We start from the raw sequence: 21,405 nt of genomic DNA, 5'->3' as shown, positions 1-21,405 counted from the left end.
CGGCAGGCCGCGTCGCCTCGTCGGGCGTGAGCGGTTCCTCGCCTTCGCCCGAGCCGGCCGGGCCGCCGGCACGCCTGGAGGTGGGGAAGGTCGTGGTGTACGAGACCACCGACCCCAACGTGATCATCACGGAATACGAGCTGTCCGGGACCGATCCGGCCACCGGGCAGCGCTCCTCGGCTCCCTTCGTCGGCGTACTCAAGGTCCGCGACGGCCAGATCGCGCACTGGCGCGAGTACCAGGACATGCTGGCGATGGCTGCGGCGACCGGCCAGCCACCCGGCCTGCTGGCCGGTTTGTCATCCGCAGAACCGGCATGAGCGGGTGGACGTCAAGAAGCCTTCGTCAGAGCTGCGAGAGCGGATGGCTTCGCGCCGAGCCCCCGTTCGCACAACGCTCAAGGCAGCCGGCCGGGTGTCGATGGGGCCCAGGACACACGGCGGCGCCGTGAGCAGGAGATGCTCACGGCGCCGGGTGGGTTGGGTCAGTTCTGGATCGGTTCCGCGATCGCGGCGGCCGAGTCCGGGACCTGGGAGGGGGCGGCTTCGCCGACGAAGGTGAACTTCGCGTTGTCGCCCTCGCCCTCGATGTCGATCTTGACGATCTGGCCGGGGCGCAGCTCGCCGTACAGGATCTTCTCCGAGAGGGAGTCCTCCAGCTCGCGCTGAATGGTGCGACGCAGCGGGCGGGCGCCCATGACCGGGTCGTAACCGCGGTCGGCCAGCAGCTGCTTGGCCTCGGGGGTGACCTCGAGGCTCATGTCGCGGTCCTTCAGACGCTCGTCGACCTGCGTGAGCATCAGATCCACGATCTTGATGATCTCGGCCATCGTGAGCTGGTGGAAGACCACGATGTCGTCGACACGGTTGAGGAACTCGGGCCGGAAGTGCTGCTTGAGCTCCTCCTGGACCTTGGACTTCATCCGGTCGTAGTTGGACTCGACATCGTTCGACTTCGCGAACCCGACGCCCTGGCCCTTGGAGATGTCCCGGGTGCCGAGGTTGGTGGTCATGATGATGACCGTGTTCTTGAAGTCGACCACGCGGCCCTGGGCGTCGGTCAGGCGACCGTCTTCCAGGATCTGCAGCAGCGAGTTGAAGATGTCGGGGTGGGCCTTCTCGATCTCGTCGAACAGGACCACGGAGAACGGCTTGCGCCGCACCTTCTCGGTGAGCTGGCCGCCCTCCTCATACCCGACGTAGCCGGGAGGCGAGCCGAACAGCCTGGAGACGGTGTGCTTCTCCATGAACTCCGACATGTCCAGCATGATCAGAGCGTCTTCGTCGCCGAAGAGGAACTCCGCCAGCGCCTTGGACAGCTCGGTCTTACCGACACCGGACGGGCCGGCGAAGATGAACGAACCGCCCGGACGGCGCGGGTCCTTGAGGCCCGCACGCGTACGCCGGATCGACCTGGACAGACCCTTGATCGCGTCGTCCTGACCGATGATCCGCTTGTGGAGCTCGTCCTCCATGCGGAGCAGTCGCTGGGACTCCTCCTCCGTCAGCTTGAAGACCGGGATGCCGGTCGCGGTCGCGAGCACCTCGGCGATGAGCTCCTCGGTGACCTCGGCCACGACGTCCATGTCGCCGGCCTTCCACTCCTTCTCGCGCCTTTCGCGCTTGAGCTGGAGCTGCTTCTCCTGGTCGCGCAGCGCGGCGGCCTTCTCGAAGTCCTGCGCGTCGATCGCGGACTCCTTGTCGCGACGGACGTTGGCGATCTTCTCGTCGTACTCGCGCAGGTCCGGCGGAGCGGTCATCCGGCGGATGCGCATCCGGGAACCGGCCTCGTCGATGAGGTCGATCGCCTTGTCGGGCAGGAACCGGTCGCTGATGTAGCGGTCGGCGAGCTGCGCCGCGGCGACGAGCGCGCCGTCGGTGATGGAGACGCGGTGGTGCGCCTCGTAACGGTCGCGCAGACCCTTGAGGATCTCGATCGTGTGGCTGAGCGACGGCTCGGCCACCTGGATCGGCTGGAAGCGTCGCTCCAGCGCGGCGTCCTTCTCGAGGTGCTTGCGGTACTCGTCGAGAGTGGTCGCGCCGATGGTCTGCAGCTCGCCACGGGCCAGCATCGGCTTGAGGATGCTGGCGGCGTCGATCGCGCCCTCGGCGGCGCCCGCCCCGACGAGCGTGTGCAGCTCGTCGATGAACAGGATGATGTCGCCGCGGGTACGGATCTCCTTGAGCACCTTCTTCAGGCGCTCCTCGAAGTCACCGCGGTAACGCGAGCCCGCGACCAGCGCGCCCAGGTCAAGCGTGTAGAGCTGCTTGTCCTTGAGCGTCTCGGGGACCTCACCCTTGACGATCTTCTGGGACAGGCCCTCGACGACGGCGGTCTTGCCGACGCCGGGCTCGCCCACCAGAACGGGGTTGTTCTTGGTCCTGCGGGACAGGACCTGCATGACCCGCTCGATCTCCTTGTCACGGCCGATCACCGGATCCAGCTTGCCCTCGCGGGCGGCCTGGGTCAGGTTACGGCCGAACTGGTCGAGCACCAGGGACGTCGACGGCGCCGACTCCTGCGGGCCACCCGCGGCGGCCGGCTCCTTGCCCTGGTAACCGTGGAGCAATTGAATGACCTGCTGCCGCACACGGTTGAGATCAGCCCCAAGCTTGACCAGCACCTGGGCGGCCACACCCTCACCCTCACGGATGAGACCGAGCAGAATGTGCTCGGTGCCGATGTAGTTGTGACCCAGCTGCAAAGCCTCACGGAGCGACAGCTCGAGGACCTTCTTGGCCCGCGGGGTGAACGGAATGTGCCCCGACGGAGCCGACTGGCCCTGGCCGATGATCTCCTCGACCTGCTGGCGCACACCCTCAAGGCTGATGCCGAGACTCTCCAGAGCCTTGGCGGCAACGCCCTCACCTTCGTGGATCAGACCAAGAAGAATGTGCTCAGTGCCGATGTAGTTGTGGTTGAGCATCCTGGCCTCTTCTTGGGCCAGCACGACAACCCGCCTCGCTCGGTCGGTGAACCTCTCGAACATCTCGTCGCTCCTCACAGAGCGGTCAGTCAGGCCGGTAAATCCGGTCCCGTCATCCCGCATGCTAGCCCTGGCTCGGCGAACCTCGCCGCCTGTCGCTGACGCGCTCTATAGCAGAGACGTTCCCCGAGAGCAGGGCGTTCACCCTCTATCCAACTACTGTCTGGGGGTGGTGTGTTCCCGATACGCCTCAAGCGAACGACGTTTAGCGCACGGCGTACCGATCAGGCGACACGCCCGGTATTTCGCGACCTTGGTCGCCAAACGCGATCATGCGCCTATGGCGACCGCCGGGGTCCTAGGCGATCGTCATAAGCGCATGGTCGTCGGAGGCCGTTAGTGAGCGGCTTCGTACTTCTCCACGACGGTGGAGGCGATACGTCCGCGCTCGCTGACGGGAAGCCCATGAGCCTTGGCCCACTGCCGAATCTCGGAGCTCTTCTCGCGGCTCATCGCGCGCTGTCCGCCACGGACCCGCCGACGCGTGCCAACGGCGCCGGACTTGCGGGCGTGCTGCACGAAAGGCGTCAGCGCGTCCCTCAGCTTCTTGGCGTTAACGTCGCTGAGGTCAATCTCATAGGATGAGCCGTCAATAGCGAAGCTGACCGTCTCATTGGCCTCGCCCCCATCGAGGTCATCGATGAGAATCTCCTGGATCTGCTTGGCCATCTACGCAATCCTTTCCCGGAGCATTGTTTCATTCGCCAGCCAAACATATACCGGAAAAGGCGGTGAGACAATTCAGCGCTTCGGGGATTCCCTGACTACCGGGTCAGTTCCGCGCCCTCAGCCTGATCCTCCCGGTTTGAACGGCGACCGCCCTCGGCTCTCACCAACTTGACGACCCCGTAGATGAACGCTCCCCCGACGACCGCGGGAGGGATGAGGGCTGACAATACCTCTGCTACGGCTTCCATTCGTCCTCGCTCCGCACCAAGCCGGGTTTGTGGGGGCGTGCGCTTTATGCACAGGCGGCCGGCGTCACGCCATGGCCACCCGAAGGGCACTCGCTCCGACCATAGCGCCACACTGAGCCCGTCAGCACGGCAGGGGGACCGAGGCACCTGCCCAAACCCTAGTACGTCATAGCCTAATACCAGTCTCTCCAGGCTTCTTACCGGATCTTCGGGAAAATCCGGAAAACAGCCCGGATCTTCGACCGGGACGCCCGTGCACGTCAGCGCTGGTCTTTGACGACTCGCGTACCCACCACTCTGTCATGCGAGTCTCGCTCGCGTGGCCGTTCGATCAAGAAGAACAGACACACAGCGAACCCTAAGATTCCGGCCAAGAGATTCGCCGCGGGAATCCCTTTGACGATCACGGGACCCGGATAGAAGAGCGCCCGTTTCGCTAGATCCGCCGTTGTGAGTGGAGTTCCCGCGACAGGCGCCACCCGAATCTTCATGATCGCCGTGCCGAAGGTTCGCCCTTGCCGGGAAAGCGCCACACAGTCATAGGCCGAAAAACCCAGTCCGCCGAGCATCCCGGCGAACAGGCGGGCAACCGTCCACCGGCCCGCCGAGAACCCGACAGAGCGGAAGATCGCCCGCAGGCCGACGAGCAGAATGTAAAAGAAGACGCCGACAGTCCGTTCTCACCATTCGGCCGATGCCACGGGCCTCGCCTCGGCCATATCCCCACCTCCGACCAGACCACAGGCCCCGGCCGTACCCCCTCATTCCGTACGGCCCGCGGCACCGTTTACCCGGTTCCGGCATGAAAACAGGGGCCGACCGCAGCCGACCCCTGTTTCTTTCCGGACGCTACTTGATCTTCACGACCACCGTGTTGACGAACTTGTCGGCGAACGTCTGCTGCATCGGCTTGTCCCACAGCAGGGAGGCCCCGTTCAGCGCGACGGCGATACCGCCGAGCACGAAGCCGACGATGGGGACTATCTGCAGGACGAGACCGCCCCACGTCACCGCCGCCCGCTTGAGCGCGGTGTCGTTCGCCAGCGGGCCAGCGGGCAGCGAGCCGCCCACCGGGACGATGGCGATGCCCATGACCATCTTGCCGACCGTCTGGCCGTTCATCTTGGTCATGAAGAACTCGTACGCGATGTAGATCGAGACGAGGATCACCGCCACGATGGCGGGCACCAGCCAGAGCCCGATCGGCGCCGAGTACGACCCGGTGGCGAGGTCGTAGCCACCGGCCATCGGGATGATCGCAGCGAGGATCATGGTGAGGACGAAGGTGAGAATCCCGGTGACCACCCCGAGGATGACACCGTCGACGATCCTGGCCACCAGACGCTGCCACCACTCGGCGAGCGGCGCCGGCGCCCCCGGCGGCTGCACGCCGCCCGGCTGGGCGAACGGCTGGCCGTAGCCAGGCTGACCGTATCCCTGCGGCTGACCGTAGCCCTGCTGACCGGAAGGCTGGCCGTAGCCGGGCTGTTCGTAGGACGGCTGCTGCTGCCCGTAGCCGGGCTGGCCGGAAGGCTGGGCGTAGCCGGGGGCCGTGGGCTGGCCGTAGCCGGGAGCCTGGCCGTAGCCCGGCTGCTGGCCCGACGGCTGCTGCTGCCCATACCCCTGTTGTCCCGAAGGCTGGCCGTAGTCCTGCTGCCCCGAAGGCTGTCCGTAGCCTTGCTGAGCCGCAGGCTGGCCGTAGCCCTGCTGTCCTGACTGAGGCTGCTGACCGTAGCCGGGCTGACCGTAGCCCTGCTGCGCGGACGGCTGACCGTACTGCTGCTGCTCGTAGGACGGCTGCTGCGGCTGCTCATAGCCGGGCTGCTGACCGTAGGGCTGTTGGCCGTACGAAGGCTGTTGGCCGTAGCCCGGCTGGGACTGGGCCTGCTGGCCGTACCCCTGCTGACCGTAGCCCTGCTGACCGTAGTCGGGCTGCTGGCCGTAGTCGGGTGCCTGGGCGGGCTGCTGGCCGTACTGGGGCTGCTGGCCGTAGCCCTGCTGACCCGAAGGCTGGCCGTAGCCGGGCTGTTCGTAGGACGGCTGCTGCTGCCCGTAGCCGGGCTGCTGCTGGCCGTAGGGAGGCTGGCCATACGAAGGTTGCTGACCGTAGCCGGGCTGGGACTGGGCCTGCTGGCCGTACCCCTGCTGCTGACCGTAGTCGGGCTGGCCGTAGGCGCCGCCGTCCGTCCGGTAGCCCACGATCGTCACATCTGGGTCGGGCTCGCCGGGGCGTCCCGTGTTCTGCTGTCCGTATTCAGGAGACCGGCGAGAATTGTCCTCGGGTTCGTCCTGTGGATACGGCGGCTGTCCGGTGCTCACCGTGTCACCTCGCTTCGATGGCGCATGTGGCACATGTCAGGACACATGCTTGCTGTTGACCAACGTATCGACATAGGTATCGACAATCACCTTTCCCATTAGTCGACACCCGGGTCAATCGAAGTCAGATGGAGGAGCATCCGGGTGTTCCCCAGGGTGTTCGGCTTCACGTGCTCAAGATCGAGAAACTCGGCCACTCCTTCGTCGTATGAGGCCAGGAGCTCGGCGTAGACCTCGGGAGACACCGGTGTGCCCTGGATCGGGGTGAATCCGTGCCGGGCGAAGAAATCGACCTCGAAGGTGAGGCAGAACACCCGCCGCAGCCCCAGCTCGCGTGCCGTACCGACCAGGGCGGCGACAATCCCGTGACCTATGCCGAGACCCCGGTATTCGGGGTCGACGGCGACCGTGCGGATCTCGGCGAGGTCCTCCCACATCACGTGCAGGGCTCCGCATCCGACCACCACGCCTTCCCGTTCGGCCACCCAGAACTCCTGGATGTCCTCGTACAGCGTGACCGTGGCCTTTTCCAGAAGCCTGGGACCCGCTCCGGCGTAGGTGTCGACGAGGCGTCTGATGTTCCGGACGTCTCGTGTGCGCGCACGGCGCACCACGTTCCCGGTGTCCCGCGGTGTCCGCTCGGCGACCTGCTCCATGAAGGTTCAGCGTACCGAGCCGATTACGGCTCGCCCTAAACTTCCATCTCTCCACCACCGGATGACCAGGTGTAGCCATACGACCACTAGGCGAATCACCTGATTCACAGACGCGCAGACCTGCAACAATACGGGACAAATCACACCAGTAACCGGCGTCACAGGCATCCTTGACGCCGAGAGGCGTGATCTATCTGTGATCTTTCGGTTGTGAAACCTCAACAGAATTCACAGTTCTGGTTGAGCACGAACCCGGCGTGCACTAGTGTCCAGCGACGATGTCATCCGCGCGACCACGCGTGGGGGCGCGCGCCGAATCCCCGACCTCGGGGAACCGGGGAACCGAAGATGGCGACGGCCATCACGGGGTGAATCCGGGCATCCTGCCTGGTAGGGCTGCTCCGGCCCGAACCCGTCAGCTAACCCGGCAGGCCGACGAGAGGAGCTGGTTGGTGGAGCGCACGCGTGGACGCGAGGGGAAGTCTGCGGGCGAGCACGCCCGCCCTCCGGAACGCGCGGGCCGCAACCGCACCAGAGTCCTGGCCCTCGGCGCGGCGCTCGTGGCACTGACGCTCGGGGTGCCGCTGGGGCCGGCGACGGCCGACCCGAAGCCGACGCTCAAGGAGCTCTCCACCCAGGTGGAGAAGATGCACACGCAGATCGGCACGCTGACCGAGCAGTTCAACGGTCAGCGCGAGAAGCTCAAGAGCGCCCAGAAGTCCGCCGGCGCGGCCAAGAGGACGCTCTCGACCAGTGAGGCCGACCTGGCCACCAAGCGCGTCAAGGCGACGCTGCTGGCCCAGAGCGCCTACATGGCGGGCGGCCTCGGCGCCACCCTGGCCTTCACCACCTCGGGCGACCCCGACACCTTCCTCGACCGGGCGGCCACCACCTACGCCCTGGAGCAGCAGCAGGGCCAGGAGGTCCAGCAGGTCGCCAGGGCCATCGACGCGGCCAGGAAGGCCAAGGCCACCGCCAACACCCGCATCGAGGAGGTCCAGCGACTCGTCGACGACCTGGAGGGCAGGCGCGACAAGATCAGCAAACTGGTCGCCAAGGTCGAGAGCAGCCTGTACCGCAGGGCGCTGGGCGAGGCGGGCCGGCCCGGCACCCGCGCCGTCCGGGTGAACCTGCCGATCGTCGGCAGCGGCAAGGCCGCCGAAGCCGTGCGGTGGGCGCTCACCCAGCAGCTCAAGCCGTACGTCTGGGGTGCCGAAGGTCCCGGTTCCTATGACTGCTCGGGCCTGGTCATGGCCGCCTACCAGCGGGTCGGCATCAGCCTGCCGCACTACACCGGCGACCAGTGGACGGCCGGACGGCACATCTCCCGGGAGGAGCTGCGTCCGGGTGACCTGGTCTTCTTCTACGCCGACCTGCACCACGTGGGCATCTACATCGGCGGCGGCATGATGGTGCACGCTCCGCGCACCGGCGACGTGGTGCGTGTCGCGGCCATGGGCAACCGCCCGTTCGTGGGCGGCGTCCGCATCGCGGACTGAGCGGACTGAGCGACCGGGTGGGCCGACGCCTCAGATCAGACGCCGGCGGGCGGCCCAGGCCACGGCCTCGATGGGCGTGGCCACACCGATGCGGTCGCAGACCACCCTGAGCCTGCGCCGCACGGTCCGGCCGCTGATATCCAGCTGCCGCCCCACCCGGTCGACGGTCGCCCCCCTGGCCAGCTCCGCGAGCAGATCCAGATCGGCCTGGCTCAACCCCACGACCTCGGTGAGCGCATTCACCAGAGCCCTCCCAACAGCGGCAACCAGCAGACCGTAAACGCGGGTGGGAAAGGTCGTCAAGACTGCCGACCGGTGATCATTTTGTATATGTGCGTATCACCGTATTCGCCAATTTCCGGATATTGGATGACGCGAATTTCAGTGGGCAGGCCTGACCAGTGGGAACAAGATCGTCTCGCGGATGTTCTTGCCGGTGAAGGCCATGATCATGCGGTCGATCCCGGCCCCCATTCCCCCGGTCGGCGGCATGGCGTATTCCAGCGCCTGCAGGAAATCCTCGTCGAGCTGCATCGCCTCGGCGTCGCCCCCGGCGGCCAAAAGCGACTGCTCGACCAGGCGGCGGCGCTGCTCGATCGGATCGACCAACTCGGAATAGGCGGTGCCGAGTTCGGTGCCGAACCCGATCAGGTCCCACTTCTCGGTCAGCAGCGGGTTGTCCCGGTGCTGGCGGGTGAGCGGCGAGGTCTCCAGCGGGTAGTCCATGACGAAGGTCGGCTGCACCAGCGTGTGCTCGACGAGCGCCTCGAAGATCTCCTGGACGAGCTTGCCCTGCCCCCACTTGGGATCCCAGTGGACCTCCTGCTGATCCGCGTACTTCCGGACCCGGTCGAGGGAGGTCTCGGTGGTGACCTCCTCGCCCAGCGCCTCCGACACCGAGCCGTACAGCGTGATCCTCGGCCACCGGGCGAGCCCCAGGTCCACCTCGACCCCGTCGTGCACGACCACCGTGGTGTCCAGCGCGGCGACGACCGCCTTCTGGTACATCCGCTGCGTCAGGTCGGCCATGTCGTTGTAGTCGAGGTACGTGCCGTACGCCTCGAGCATGGTGAACTCGGGGTTGTGCGTGGAGTCGGCGCCCTCGTTGCGGAAGTTGCGGTTGACCTCGAAGACCTTCTCGATCCCGCCCACCACGAGCCGCTTGAGGTAGAGCTCGATGGCGATCCGGAGATACAGCTCCATGTCGTAGGCGTTGATGTGCGTCCGGAACGGCCTGGCCGCCGCGCCGCCGTGGATCGGCTGCAGCATGGGCGTCTCGACCTCGAGGTAGCCCTCCTCGTGCCAGAAGTCCCGCACCGCCCGCACGGTCGCGCTGCGCACCCGGGCCATCCGGCGCGCCTCGTCGTTGACGATCAGGTCCAGATAGCGCTGGCGGACCCTGGCCTCGGGATCGGTGAGCCCGACGTGCTTCTCCGGCAGCGGGCGCAGGCACTTGGAGGTGATCGCCCAGCTGTCGGCCAGGATGGACAGCTCGCCGCGCCGCGAGGTGATGACCTCGCCCTCGACACCCACATGGTCGCCCAGGTCGACGTCGTGCTTCCAGGCGGCCAGCGACTCCTCGCCCACCTTGTCCAGCGAGATCATGACCTGCAGGTCGGCGCCGCCGTCGCGCAGGGTGGCGAAGCAGAGCTTGCCCCCGATGCGGTTGAGCATGACCCGGCCCGCGACGCCGACCCGGTCTCCGGTGGCGGTGTCCGCCTCCAGCCCCTGGTATTTCTCCCTGATCTCGGCGTTGGTCGCCGTACGCGGGAACGTCACAGGGTACGGGTCGACGCCCTCGGCGCGGAGGCGGTCGAGCTTGTCCCTGCGAATGCGCATCTGCTCGGGAAGATCCTGGGGCGCGTCATCGGTCACAAGACCAAAGCGTACCGATTTGGTGAACTGCAAGAGCTGGTCGGCGCCCTGCAGGGCCCCTGAAAGAACTCTCCGTTACTAATGGATCACAGGGTCCCTCAAGGGACCGGCAGGGAGCCGGAACCGGGGGCTCAAGGAGAGAGTCATGATCAAGAAGCTCGCGACGGGATTCCTCGCGGTCGCCGCCACCGGCGCGCTCGCCCTGTCGCTGCCCGCCGCCGCCCAGGCCGCCACCGCCGCCTCCTCCGCGCCCACCTCCTCCGCCGACTACGCCTCCTACTGGAGCGCGACCGGCAAGTACGGCCTGGCCAAGGCCCAGGGCTGGATCGGCGTCGAAGGCGAGTACGACCACGACAACACCGTCCACGTCAAGGGCCGTCTGTACGACCTCGACAACCGTTCCTACAAGCAGGGCGGACAGTGCGCCTACGTGAAGTTCCAGGCCGGCGACGACGAGTACGACTGGAACACGGTCTACGTCAAGAAGTACTGCGGCTACCCCGGCTACAAGGCGTTCCACTTCTCCGAGGACGACGTCTATGCGATGCGCGTCAAGGTGTGCCAGTGGAACCCGTTCGACCACTACACCACCAAGTGCGGCAAGTGGACCTACCTCTACGACGAGGGCGAGATGTGATCTCGTCCGGACAGGGGCCCCGCGAGGGGCCCCTTTCTCATGTCGTGTTGCGGTGGTAGATGAGCCGCAGCCCGATCAGCGTCAGCCACGGCTCGTGCACGTCGATGGAGCGCGACTCGCTCACCACCAGCGGCGCGTGCCCGCCGGTGGCCACCACGGTGACATCGTCGGGATCGTCGGCCAGCTCCGCCGCCATCCGCTCCACGATGCCGTCGACCTGCCCCGCGAAGCCGTAGATGATGCCCGCCTGCAGCGCCTCCACAGTGTTCTTCGCGATGACCGAGCGCGGTCTGATCAGCTCGACCTTGTGCAACTGGGCACCGGCCGCGGCCAGCGCGTCCACGGAGATCTCGATGCCGGGAGCGGTCACCGCGCCGACGTACTCACCCTTGGCCGAGACCGCGTCGAAGGAGGTGGCGGTGCCGAAGTCGACGACGATGCAGGGCCCGCCGTACTGGTCGATGGCGGCCAGGGAATTGACGATCCGGTCGCTGCCGACCTCCTTCGGGTTGTCCATCCTGACCGGCACGCCCGTACGGATGCCCGGCTCGACGATGACCGCGGTGACGTCGCCGTAGTAGCGGCGGCACATCTCGCGCATCTCGTTGAGCACCGACGGCACGGTCGAACAGATCGCGATCCCGCTGACATCGGCCCCCTTGAGCAACGGCGACTGCCCGAGCAGCCCCTGAAGCACGACGGCGACCTCATCGGCGGTACGGCGAGCGTCGGTGGCGATGCGCCAGTGCTCGATGACCTCCTCGCCCTCGAAGAGGCCGAGAACGGTGTGCGTGTTGCCGACGTCGATCGCGAGCAGCATCAGTTCCCCCGTAGGTCCAAGGCGATGTCCAGAGCCGCAGCGGAATGCGTGAGCGCTCCCACAGCAACGTAGTCCACGCCAGTGTCGGCTACAGCACGGGCCGATTCCAAGGTCAATCCGCCACTCGCCTCAAGCCGTGCCCGCCCCTTCACCATCTGTACGGCCCGCGCCGTCTCCTCGACGCTGAAGTTGTCGAGCAGAATCTCCCGCGCCCCCTCGGCGAGCACCGGCTCGATCTGGTCGATCCGGTCCACCTCCACCTCGATCGGCAGGTCGGGATACCGCTCGCGCACCGCCCTGAACGCCTCCGCGACCCCTCCGGCCGCCACCACATGGTTGTCCTTGATCAGCGCCGCGTCGGACAGCGACATCCGGTGGTTGACCCCGCCGCCCGCCCGCACCGCGTACTTCTCCAGCGCCCGCAGCCCCGGCAGCGTCTTCCTGCTGTCGCGCACCCGGGTGCCGGTGCCCGCCAGCGCCTCGACCCAGCGGGCGGTCTGGGTGGCGATGCCGGACAGGTGGGTGAGCACGTTCAGCGCGGTGCGCTCGGCGGTGAGCAGGTCTCTGGTCGTCCCGGTCACGGTCATCAGCACATCGCCTCTGGCGACCCGCTCGCCGTCCTTGGCGCCCCGCTCGACGCGGCTCGCGCCGAGCCTGGTGAAGACGGCCTCAGCGATCGCGAGCCCGGCCACCACGCCGCCGGCCCTGGCGACCACGTCGGCGGTCGAGGTGTGCGCGGCGGGGATGGTGGCCAGGCTGGTCACGTCCCCGGCCTCCTGCAGGTCCTCGGCGAGCGCCCGGTCGATCACGGCGCCGACGTCGGCGGGGTCGAGCCCGGCCGCGGTCAGCTCCTGCGCGAGCCGCTGCGGCATCGCGTCCCCGTGCGGCGTGTAGGTCATGCTCAGCCCCTTCTCGGTCAGCGTGATGTCGAGGTGCGCCAGCCACTGCCGGTCGTCGCGGTCCGGGTGGTCCTCGCGCCAGTGCGAGCCGCGGGTCTCCTCGCGGGTGCCGGCGGCGGCGGCCAGCACAGAGGCGACGGTGAGCAGGTTCGTCGCCTCCCACGACTCGGTGCGCGGTTCGACCTTCACCGGGGTCCAGCGGGCGTCCAGCAGGGCTCTGGCGGTCTCGGCCAGCGATTCGCCGCTGCGCAGGACGCTGGCGCCCCGGCTCATGTGGGCCTGGATCCGGCCGCGTACCCGGGGGTCGAACAGGCCCTCCGGGCCCTGGCCCGGGTGCGGGGCGCCGGGGGCGTGCCGTACCGCGTGGATGTCGTCGGCGATGCGTTCGGCGAAGACCAGGCCTTCGAGCAGGGAGTTGGAGGCCAGCCGATTGGCGCCGTGCACGCCGGTGCAGGCGACCTCGCCGCAGGCGTACAGGCCGTCGATCGAGGTACGGCCGTGCAGGTCGGTCCGGACGCCGCCGCTGGCGTAGTGGGCGGCGGGGGCGACCGGGATCAGGTCGGTGACCGGGTCGAGGCCGTGCTCACGGCAGACGGCGTGGATGGTGGGGAACCTGCGCCGCCACTTGTCCGCGCCGAAGTGGCGGCCGTCGAGGTACACGTGCTCGGCGCCGCTCTCCCGCATCCGGCGCATGATGGCCTTGGCGACCACGTCCCTGGGCGCCAGGTCGGCCAGCTCGTGCTGCCCCGCCATGAAACGGCTGCCCGCCGCGTCGACCAGGAACGCGCCCTCGCCCCTGACCGCCTCGGAGATCAGCGGCTGCTGCCCGGTGGAGTCGGCGCCGAGCCAGAGGACCGTGGGGTGGAACTGGACGAACTCCAGGTCCCTGACGACGGCTCCGGCCCTGAGCGCCAGCGCGACGCCGTCGCCGGTGGAGACAAGGGGGTTGGTGGTGGAGGAGTACACCTGGCCCATGCCGCCGGTGGCGAGCACCACCGCCCTGGCGTGTACGGCGCCGACGCCGTCGATCGCGCCTTCGCCCATGACGTGCAGCGTCACGCCCCTGGCGTGGTCCTGGGCGTCCTTGAGCAGGTCGAGGACGAGGGCGTGCTCGATCACCTCGATCGCGGGCCGCGCGCGCACGGCCTCGATGAGCGCCCGCTGCACCTCCGCGCCGGTGGCGTCGCCGCCGGCGTGCACGATGCGGTCGCGGTGGTGACCGCCCTCGCGGGTGAGCTGCAGCTCACCCCGCTCGTCGCGGTCGAAGCGGGCTCCTCGCTCGATCAGCCGCCGCAGCGCCCCAGGCCCCTCGGTGACCAGCGCCCGTACGGCCGGCACGTCGCAGAGGCCCACCCCTGCGGTCAGCGTGTCCCCCAGGTGCTCCTCGGGCGTGTCGCCGGGGTCGAGCACGGCGGCGATGCCCCCCTGGGCCCACTGGGTGGACCCGGCGGAGAGCACGTCCTTGGTGACGACCAGCACACTGGCCGAGGGGTCGAGTTCGGTCAGCCGCAGGGCCACGGTCAGCCCGGCGATGCCGGAGCCCACCACGACCACGTCGGCCTCGACGGTCCAGCCGGGGGCCGGCGCCGTCAGCCGCAGGGGAATCGCCGGTGCACTCATGGGGGTCTCCTCGCGGGGCGCGATTTCGTCAATATGACGATAACGCCTTTCCCGGGGACGCCCTCAGGAGGGGTCCAGCTCCAGCATCACGTTGTCGATGAGCCGGGTGCCGCCGACCCTGGCGGCGACCGCGAGCACGGCCTCCCCTCTATGGTCGTCGCCGACCTCGGCGAACGTCGCGGGATCGACCAGCGCCAGGTAGTCGAGGGCGAGTCCGGGCGCGCCCGCGTCGAGCACGGTCCGCGCGGCGCCCCTGATCAGCGTCGGGGTGGCGCCCGGAAGCGCGGCCTGCTCCTGACCGGCCCGGAGCGCCCTGGACAGGGCCAGCGCCGTCACCCGGTCGCCGGCGGACAGGTAGCGGTTGCGGCTGGACAGGGCCAGCCCGTCCGGCTCCCGCACGGTCGGCTCGCCGACCACCTCGACGGGCACGTCCAGGTCGGCGACCATCCGCCTGATCAGGGCGAGCTGCTGGGCGTCCTTCTGCCCGAAGACCGCGACATCGGGGCGGACCAGGTTGAACAGCTTGAGCACCACGGTCAGCATCCCGTCGAAGTGGCCGGGCCTGACCGCGCCCTCGACGATCGTGCCCATCTCCCCGGCGGAGACGCCGACCTGCCGGTCGGGGTGGTACATGTCCTCGACGGCGGGCGCGAAGACCACGCCGACCCCTTCGGCCTCGCAGACCTCCAGGTCGGCGTCGAAGGTGCGGGGGTAGCGGGAGTAGTCCTCGCCGGGGCCGAACTGCAGCGGGTTGACGAAGATACTGACCACCACCTGCGGGGCCAGCCGCCTGGCCGTCCGGATCAGGGATCGGTGGCCCTCGTGCAGGGCGCCCATGGTCGGCACCAGCGCGAGCCGCCCCTCCCCGCGTGCCTTGACCAGCTCGGCGCGGTTGTGCGCGACGACTACGTCCATATGTTGCCTCCCAGCGCGTCGAGAAGGCGCTCGGCGGCCTCGGGCTTGAGCAGCCCGGCGGCCAGCGCCCGGTCCGCGGTGAGCCTAGCGAGGGCCACATAGGCGTCCGCCGCCTCGGGTGCGGCCAGGATCAGCGCGTCGACGTGCTTGCGCACCGTGCCCGCGTCGCCTCGGACGACCGGGCCGGTCAGCGCGGTGATGCCCATCCTGAGCACGTTGTCGAGGGCGGCGCCGAGCAGTGGGCCGAGCATCCGCCCCGGATGCTCCACGCCGATCCTCTCCAGCAGTTCGGAGGACTCGGCGATCAGCGTCACCATGTGGTTGGCGGCGTTGGCCAGGGCGGCGTGGTAGAGCGCCCGGTCCTCATCGGCGATCCAGACCGGCTCGCCGCCCATCTCGATGACCAGTGCCTCGGCGATGGGCCGCAGCGGCTCGGGCGAGGTGACCCCGAACGAGCAGCCGGTGATCCTGGTCAGGTCGTCGTCGCGGCCGGTGAACGTCATGACCGGGTGCAGCGCGAGCGGGATGGCGCCGCTGCGCGCGGCGGGCTCCAGCACGGCCAGGCCGTAGGCGCCGCTGGTGTGCGCGAGCAGCTTGCCCCTGAGGTCGGCGCCGGTCGCGGCCAGCCCCGCGACCAGGTCGGGCAACGTGTCGTCGGGCACCGTCAGCAGAATGAGCTCGGCCGCGCGGACGACCTCCTCCGGATTGGTGGTGGGCACGCCCAAACGTTCGGCGGCCCAGCGTTGCGAGGTGTCGGAGACCCCGCTCGCGGCGACGACGCGGTGGCCCGCCTGCGCGAGCGCGGCGCCCAGCGCCGACCCGACCTTGCCCGCCCCCAGCACGCCGACGGCGAGCCGTGCGGGGCGATCCCCTGCGTCCATGACGTCCCGTCCCCTGTCAACCCGTTGCACTGCCGACCAGGGTATAGGCCGCGTGTGAGCGAGCCGGGGCACGGCACGTGACTGGGCCTTTGCCGCATGTTGAGGTAGCGACAAATCGGACAAGGGCATACAAACTACGCACCCCCTGTCGGAACGAGAGAGGGGAATTCATCAACACGGGCGCCGAGTCTGCCATTGACCCGACGCCCGCGATGATGCCCACTCCAGGGTGGTGCGCTCGACCGGTCATCCGCCGACTGACCGGCCGCGGCAGTGAAGGGGGCGGGCGGTCCGGTAACCAACCCGGTCCGCCCGTCTCTTCACGCTCTAGAAGTAGTTCTCCACCGAGGCGCCGCCCTTGCAGCCGGCGACGGCCACGCCCAGGATGGCGATCGCGTTGCCGCACACGTTGATCGGCACGGAGATCGGGGCGAAGATCTGGTTGCCGGAGAGCACGCCGCTCCGACCGCTGGTGTTGTTGTCGGCGTGGGCCGGAGCGGCGAGCGACATCATGGCCAGCACGCCGGCGACAACGATGGACTTCTTGAACACGAGGGGCTCCTCTCAGCATGCGGCCGGGGGCCGCAGGTCGGGATGATCGAGCCACCGGTGAGCGAACCGCGCCCGCTGGGGGTCGGGCCGGGGCGACCGCCCGGTGACAGTCCGTAACGCTAGCGCAAAGCGGCGACAGAGTGTGGCAATAGCATTACTCGGCGTGTCATTGGCGCGCCATGAGATAGTCCGTGACATGTGGCTCACCTGGCGGGCGGCCATGGAGCGCGCCCTCTATGGCGACGCGGGTTTCTACCTGCGCGAACGCCCATCCGGACACTTCCGCACCTCGGTCAGCGCGTCGGCCGCGTTCGCCGAGGCCGTACTGGCGCTGCTGGTCGAGACCGACGGCGAGCTCGGCAGGCCCGCGCGGATCGACCTGGTCGACATCGGCGCGGGTGAGGGGGTCCTGGTCAGCCGCGTGCTGGCCGCCGCGGAGCCCGCGCTGCGCGAGCGCCTGCGCCTCACCGCCGTCGACCTGTCCTCCAGGCCGCCGGGCCTGGACGACGCCATCGCCTGGAGCGCGAGCGTCCCGGAGTCCGTCACCGGCCTGGTGATCGCCAACGAGTGGCTGGACAACGTGCCACTCGACGTGGCCGAGCAGACCCCCGAGGGGCCCCGGCTGGTGCTGGTCGATCCGGATACCGGCGAGGAGCGGCTCGGCCCGCCGGTGTCCGGGCCCGATCTGGACTGGCTGGAGCGCTGGTGGCCGATGCCGCGCGTGGGCGCCCGCGCGGAGATCGGCAGGCCCAGGGACGAGGCCTGGGCGAGCGTGATCGTACGGCTCACGCGAGGCCGTGCGGTGGCCATAGATTATGCACACCCTGTGGATAACCGCCCGCCCTACGGGACGATCACCGGATACCGTGACGGGTCGGTCGTGGCACCCATACCCGACGGGACCTGCGATATCACCGCGCACGTGGCGCTCGACGCCTGTGCCGCCGCGGGCGAGAACGCCGGAGCGATATCCACAGGCTTGTCCACACAGCGTGACATCCTGCGCTCGCTCGGGATCACCGGCACCCGCCCTCCACTCGATCTCGCCGCCCTTGACCCGCGCGCCTACCTGCGCGCTCTCGCCCGCGCCGCCGAGGAGGCGGAGCTGATTGCCCCGGGGGGTCTGGGGGGCTTTGGGTGGCTTACCCAGATACGGTAAAAGAGTGGAGATCGAACAGACCGCCCTGCCGGGCATAGGACTCAAACATGAGTTCGCCACCCAGTCCGGCCGCCGCATCGCCGTCGTCTCACACCGTGCCGGTCGCCGGGACCTGGTCATCTATGACCGGTTCGACCCCGACCGGGCGTGTGAGGCCATACAACTGAACGACGAGGAGGCCGACGCGCTCGTCGAGCTTCTCGGCGCCCCTCGAATCGTGCAGCGTCTCAACGACCTGCATCGCGAAGTCGAGGGGCTGGTCAGCCTTCAGTTGCCGATCCTGGGCGGCTCACCGTACGACGGCAGGACGCTGGGCGAAGCCCGGATCAGGACGCGCACGGGGGCCTCCGTCGTCGCCGTGGTCAGGGCCGGGCAGGTGCACGCGAGCCCCACCCCGGACTTCTCGTTCGCCGCCGGAGACGTCGTGGTCGTCGTCGGTGACGAGGAAAACACCTCCGCAGTCGCCGACATACTGACGGACGGCTAGTGCATCACACCGCGATCGTCTTTCTCGAACTCGGTGGGATCATCCTTGCACTCGGTGTACTCGGCGCTCTCGCGTTGCGCGCCGGAATCTCCCCCATCCCCCTCTATCTCATCGCCGGCCTCGCCTTCGGTGAGGGCGGCATCCTCCCCCTCGCGACCAGCGAGGACTTCATCGCCATCGTCGCCGAGATCGGCGTGGTCCTCCTGCTGCTCACACTCGGCCTCGAGTACAACGCGAGTGAACTGGTCTCCAGTCTTCGCGGCAACGCCAGAGCCGGTTTCGTCGACATGGTGCTCAACGCGGCACCCGGCGCCATAGCCGCCCTGCTGCTCGGCTGGGGTCCCGTCGCCGCCGTGGCGATGGCGGGCGTGACCTACATGACCTCCTCGGGCATCACCGCGAAGGTGCTGTCCGATCTCGGGTGGATCGGTAACCGCGAGACACCCGTGGTGCTGAGCCTGCTGGTCTTCGAGGACCTGGCCATGGCCGTGTACCTGCCGGTGCTGACCGCGCTGCTGGCCGGGGTGAGCCTGGTGAGCGGCGCCATCACGGTGGCTATCGCGCTCGGCACGGTCACCGTCGTCCTCATCGTCGCGCTGCGCTTCGGCCGCTTCATCGAGGCGTTCGTGTCCAGCCCGAACAACGAGGTGCTGCTGCTCAAGGTCGTCGGCCTGGCCCTGCTGGTGGCCGGGATCGCCCAGCAGCTCCAGGTCTCGGCCGCGGTCGGCGCCTTCCTCGTCGGCATCGCGCTGTCGGGTGAGCTCGCGCACGAGGCACGCGCCCTGCTGATGCCGCTGCGCGATCTGTTCGCCGCGGTGTTCTTCGTCTTCTTCGGTCTGCAGACCGACCCGACGAAGATCGGGCCGGTCGCCGGGCTGGCCGTGCTGCTGGCGGTGATCAGCATGGTGACCAAGATGGCCACGGGCATCTACGCGGCGCGAAGAGCGGGGATCGCCAGGGCTGGCCGGGCCCGCGCGGGCATCGCGCTGATCCCGCGCGGCGAGTTCAACATCGTGGTCGCCGGCCTGGCCGTGGCCGCGGGCGTGCACCCGGACCTGGGGCCGCTGGCTGCGACCTACGTGCTGATCCTCGCCGCGTTCGGACCGCTGGCCGCCAGGCTGGTCGAGCCGCTCATCGAGCGGTTCACACAGACACGTCCAGCGACCGAAGCCCTCGAATGATGTAGCCGGGGTTCCAGACGGGCTCGGTGACGAGCTCCATCTTCGGCGCCTTCCGCAGGAGGGCGCCGAAGGATTCGGCCAGCTCGATCCTGGCCAGCGGCGCCCCCAGGCAGAAGTGGATGCCCGCGCCGAAGGAGATGTGCGGGTTGTCGGCCCGGCCGACGTCCAGCCGGTCGGGGTCGGGGAACACCTCCTCGTCGCGGTTGGCCGAACCGAACAGCAGCGCGACCTCCACGCCGCGCGGGATGCGCACGCCGCCGATCTCGATGTCCTCCAGCACCCAGCGCTCGAACATCTGCAGCGGGGTGTCCCACCGCATGAGCTCCTCGATCGCGGTGGGCAGCAGCGAGTGGTCGGCGCGCAGCCGGGCCAGCTCGCCGGGGTTGCGGAACAGCGACCACCAGCCGTTGCCGGTGACGTTCACCGTCGCCTCGTGACCCGCGTTGAGCAGCAGCACGCAGGTGCCGACCAGTTCGTCCTCGGTCAGCTTGTCGCCCTCGTCGGCGACCTGGGCGAGCAGGCTGATCAGGTCGTCACCCGGCTCGGCCCTGCGCCGGCGGGCCAGATCCTTGAGGTAGTCGGCGAACTCCGCCGCCGCCCGTACCGCGGTGTGCTGGACCTGCTCGGACGGGTTCAGCTCGTACATCCCGCAGATGTCGGCCGACCAGGGCCGCAGCAGGTGGCGGTCGGCCTCGGGGACGCCGAGCATCTCGGCGATGACCGTCACCGGGAGCGGCTCGGCCACCTCGGAGATGAGGTCGCCGCCGCCCTTGGCGACGAAGTCGTCGATCAGCGACTCCGCGATCGCCTTGACCTTCGGCCTGAGCGACTCGACCATGCGCGGGGTGAACGCCTTGGAGACCAGCCGCCGCAGACGGGTGTGCACGGGCGGCTCGACGTCGAGCATGCCGGCCCTGACCACCCGCCAGAACGGATCCTGGAAGTCCGGCTCCGGCTCGCGGCCGAACTCCTCGTGGGTGGTCACATGCAGGTACGCGCGGCCCAGGCGGCGGTCCCTGAGCAGCGCGTTCACATCGGCGTGACGGGCGATGAGCCACTGCCCCGTCGGCTCGAAGAAGCTGACCGGCGCCTCGCGCCTGAGCTGGGCGTAGACGTCGTACGGGTGCGCGACGAAATCAGGATTCCAAGGATCAAATTGCACTATTCCATCTTATGGTCGGCATTCCGTGCTTGCCTGGTCCGCATCCGGATGTTGAGCAGCTCCACCACCAGCGAGAACGCCATCGCGAAGTAGATGTAGCCCTTGGCGATGTGCTGGCCGAGCCCCTCGGCGATGAGCACCACGCCGATCAGCACGAGGAAGGACAGCGCCAGCATCTTGATGCTCGGGTGCTTGTCCACGAACCTGCTGATCGGGCCCGACGCGAACAGCATCACCAGCACCGCCACGATGACCGCCGCCACCATGACGCCGAGCTCGTCCACCATGCCCACCGCGGTGATCACCGAGTCGAGCGAGAACACGATGTCCAGCACCATGATCTGCAGGATCACCGAGGCGAAGGACGTGACCGCGCGCTCCTTGCCGCCCTTGTCCTTCAGCTCCATGCTGTCACCGATCTCGATGACGCTCTTGGCCAGCAGGAACAGCCCGCCCAGCAGCAGGATCAGATCTCGTCCCGAGATCTCCTGCCCGAACACCTCGAACAGCGGCGCGGTGAGCTTGATCACCCACGACAGCGCGAGCAGCAGCGCCAGCCTGCTGACCAGCGCGGCGCCGAGCCCCAGCACCCTGGCCCGGTCCCGCTGCTCGGGCGGGAGCTTCCCGGCCAGGATCGAGATGAAGATGATGTTGTCGATACCGAGCACGATCTCCAGAGCAACCAGGGTGAAGAACCCGATCCAGATCTGCGGGTCTGCCACCCAGTCCAACATCCGTGCCTCCATGCTCGCCGGTCTTCCTCCCTGGCCCCAACGAGCGACGTGTCGGAGAAGTTCATTTCATGGTCACACTCGTCTCGAATGCCGGGTTGCGAACGAC

General features: G+C 68.4%; 20 protein-coding genes and 1 riboswitch. Of the genes, 6 read left to right on the top strand and 14 right to left on the bottom strand.

The genetic code is table 11. The features are described from left to right. The first annotated feature begins 26 nt into the window (after positions 1-26). Entirely contained in the window at positions 27-320 is a 294-nt protein-coding gene (locus ABZ911_RS33725; RefSeq protein ID WP_358065315.1) for a nuclear transport factor 2 family protein, read from the top strand. Between the two features lie 164 nt (positions 321-484). On the opposite strand, the gene ABZ911_RS33720 is transcribed toward ABZ911_RS33725, so the two are convergent. From ABZ911_RS33720 to ABZ911_RS33700, 5 genes are all read right to left on the bottom strand, one after another. Then, positions 485-2,989 (bottom strand): ATP-dependent Clp protease ATP-binding subunit, encoded by a 2,505-nt coding sequence (locus ABZ911_RS33720; protein ID WP_358065313.1) that lies wholly within the window; start codon positions 2,987-2,989, stop codon positions 485-487. A gap of 333 nt (positions 2,990-3,322) precedes the next feature. Further along, positions 3,323-3,655 (bottom strand): Lsr2 family protein, encoded by a 333-nt coding sequence (locus ABZ911_RS33715; protein ID WP_358065310.1) that lies wholly within the window; start codon positions 3,653-3,655, stop codon positions 3,323-3,325. 508 nt (positions 3,656-4,163) lie between these two features. Beyond that, on the bottom strand, positions 4,164-4,553 hold the full coding sequence (locus tag ABZ911_RS33710; RefSeq protein ID WP_358065407.1) for an RDD family protein: 390 nt from the start codon (positions 4,551-4,553) through the stop codon (positions 4,164-4,166). A gap of 199 nt (positions 4,554-4,752) precedes the next feature. Beyond that, positions 4,753-6,222: an RDD family protein gene (locus tag ABZ911_RS33705; RefSeq protein WP_358065308.1), complete on the bottom strand. Its 1,470-nt coding sequence runs from the start codon at positions 6,220-6,222 to the stop codon at positions 4,753-4,755. Positions 6,223-6,320: 98 nt separating this feature from the next. Then, positions 6,321-6,878, bottom strand: a complete 558-nt coding sequence (locus ABZ911_RS33700) for an amino-acid N-acetyltransferase (protein WP_358065305.1) — start codon at positions 6,876-6,878, stop codon at positions 6,321-6,323. Positions 6,879-7,178: 300 nt separating this feature from the next. Next, positions 7,179-7,325, top strand: a riboswitch (cyclic di-AMP (ydaO/yuaA leader). A gap of 5 nt (positions 7,326-7,330) precedes the next feature. Here ABZ911_RS33700 and ABZ911_RS33695 point away from each other — a divergent pair. Further along, positions 7,331-8,377 carry a C40 family peptidase gene (locus ABZ911_RS33695; RefSeq protein WP_358065302.1) on the top strand — a complete coding sequence of 349 codons (1,047 nt, stop codon included), beginning with the start codon at positions 7,331-7,333 and terminating at the stop codon, positions 8,375-8,377. Positions 8,378-8,407: 30 nt separating this feature from the next. Here ABZ911_RS33695 and ABZ911_RS33690 read toward each other — a convergent pair whose 3' ends face one another. Further along, the gene (locus tag ABZ911_RS33690; RefSeq protein WP_358065299.1) at positions 8,408-8,620 is read right to left on the bottom strand and encodes a LuxR C-terminal-related transcriptional regulator; all 213 of its coding nucleotides are present in this window, start codon (positions 8,618-8,620) and stop codon (positions 8,408-8,410) included. Positions 8,621-8,758: 138 nt separating this feature from the next. After that, entirely contained in the window at positions 8,759-10,252 is a 1,494-nt protein-coding gene (gene lysX, locus ABZ911_RS33685; protein WP_358065296.1) for a bifunctional lysylphosphatidylglycerol synthetase/lysine--tRNA ligase LysX, read from the bottom strand. Positions 10,253-10,397: 145 nt separating this feature from the next. Between lysX and ABZ911_RS33680 the strand changes: the two genes are divergently transcribed. Further along, positions 10,398-10,889 carry a hypothetical protein gene (locus ABZ911_RS33680; RefSeq protein WP_358065293.1) on the top strand — a complete coding sequence of 164 codons (492 nt, stop codon included), beginning with the start codon at positions 10,398-10,400 and terminating at the stop codon, positions 10,887-10,889. Between the two features lie 37 nt (positions 10,890-10,926). Here ABZ911_RS33680 and ABZ911_RS33675 read toward each other — a convergent pair whose 3' ends face one another. The 5 genes from ABZ911_RS33675 to ABZ911_RS33655 form a co-directional block, all read right to left on the bottom strand. Next, on the bottom strand, positions 10,927-11,709 hold the full coding sequence (locus tag ABZ911_RS33675; RefSeq protein WP_358065290.1) for a type III pantothenate kinase: 783 nt from the start codon (positions 11,707-11,709) through the stop codon (positions 10,927-10,929). Continuing rightward, on the bottom strand, positions 11,709-14,228 hold the full coding sequence (locus ABZ911_RS33670) for an L-aspartate oxidase (RefSeq protein ID WP_358065287.1): 2,520 nt from the start codon (positions 14,226-14,228) through the stop codon (positions 11,709-11,711). The genes ABZ911_RS33675 and ABZ911_RS33670 overlap by 1 nt, the downstream gene beginning before the upstream one ends. Before the next feature lie 63 nt (positions 14,229-14,291). Continuing rightward, positions 14,292-15,143, bottom strand: a complete 852-nt coding sequence (panC, locus tag ABZ911_RS33665; protein WP_358065285.1) for a pantoate--beta-alanine ligase — start codon at positions 15,141-15,143, stop codon at positions 14,292-14,294. Beyond that, complete coding sequence (locus ABZ911_RS33660) at positions 15,134-16,024, bottom strand: DUF2520 domain-containing protein (RefSeq protein WP_358065282.1); 891 nt, start codon at positions 16,022-16,024, stop codon at positions 15,134-15,136. The genes panC and ABZ911_RS33660 overlap by 10 nt, the downstream gene beginning before the upstream one ends. Positions 16,025-16,351: 327 nt before the next feature. Then, entirely contained in the window at positions 16,352-16,576 is a 225-nt protein-coding gene (locus tag ABZ911_RS33655; RefSeq protein ID WP_358065279.1) for a chaplin, read from the bottom strand. Positions 16,577-16,772: 196 nt separating this feature from the next. On the opposite strand from ABZ911_RS33655, the gene ABZ911_RS33650 reads away from it, so the two are divergent. The 3 genes from ABZ911_RS33650 to ABZ911_RS33640 are packed head-to-tail and all read left to right on the top strand — an operon-like array spanning position 16,773 to position 19,403. After that, entirely contained in the window at positions 16,773-17,735 is a 963-nt protein-coding gene (locus ABZ911_RS33650) for an SAM-dependent methyltransferase (RefSeq protein ID WP_358065276.1), read from the top strand. Between the two features lie 4 nt (positions 17,736-17,739). After that, complete coding sequence (locus ABZ911_RS33645; RefSeq protein WP_358065273.1) at positions 17,740-18,222, top strand: cation:proton antiporter regulatory subunit; 483 nt, start codon at positions 17,740-17,742, stop codon at positions 18,220-18,222. Then, the gene (locus ABZ911_RS33640; protein ID WP_358065270.1) at positions 18,222-19,403 is read left to right on the top strand and encodes a cation:proton antiporter; all 1,182 of its coding nucleotides are present in this window, start codon (positions 18,222-18,224) and stop codon (positions 19,401-19,403) included. Before ABZ911_RS33645 ends, ABZ911_RS33640 begins: the two co-directional genes overlap by 1 nt. On the opposite strand, the gene ABZ911_RS33635 is transcribed toward ABZ911_RS33640, so the two are convergent. Together ABZ911_RS33635 and ABZ911_RS33630 are read right to left on the bottom strand one after the other, a co-directional pair. Beyond that, positions 19,366-20,565 (bottom strand): cytochrome P450, encoded by a 1,200-nt coding sequence (locus ABZ911_RS33635; protein ID WP_358065267.1) that lies wholly within the window; start codon positions 20,563-20,565, stop codon positions 19,366-19,368. The genes ABZ911_RS33640 and ABZ911_RS33635 overlap by 38 nt on opposite strands. Next, positions 20,565-21,299: a TerC family protein gene (locus ABZ911_RS33630; protein WP_358065265.1), complete on the bottom strand. Its 735-nt coding sequence runs from the start codon at positions 21,297-21,299 to the stop codon at positions 20,565-20,567. Before ABZ911_RS33630 ends, ABZ911_RS33635 begins: the two co-directional genes overlap by 1 nt. Between the last annotated feature and the right edge of the window lie 106 nt (positions 21,300-21,405).

Source organism: Nonomuraea sp. NPDC046570 (assembly GCF_040645915.1).
Classification (GTDB): domain Bacteria; phylum Actinomycetota; class Actinomycetes; order Streptosporangiales; family Streptosporangiaceae; genus Nonomuraea.
The sequence above is the reverse complement of the archived record's forward strand: the minus strand, read 5'-3'. Positions and strand labels throughout refer to the sequence as shown.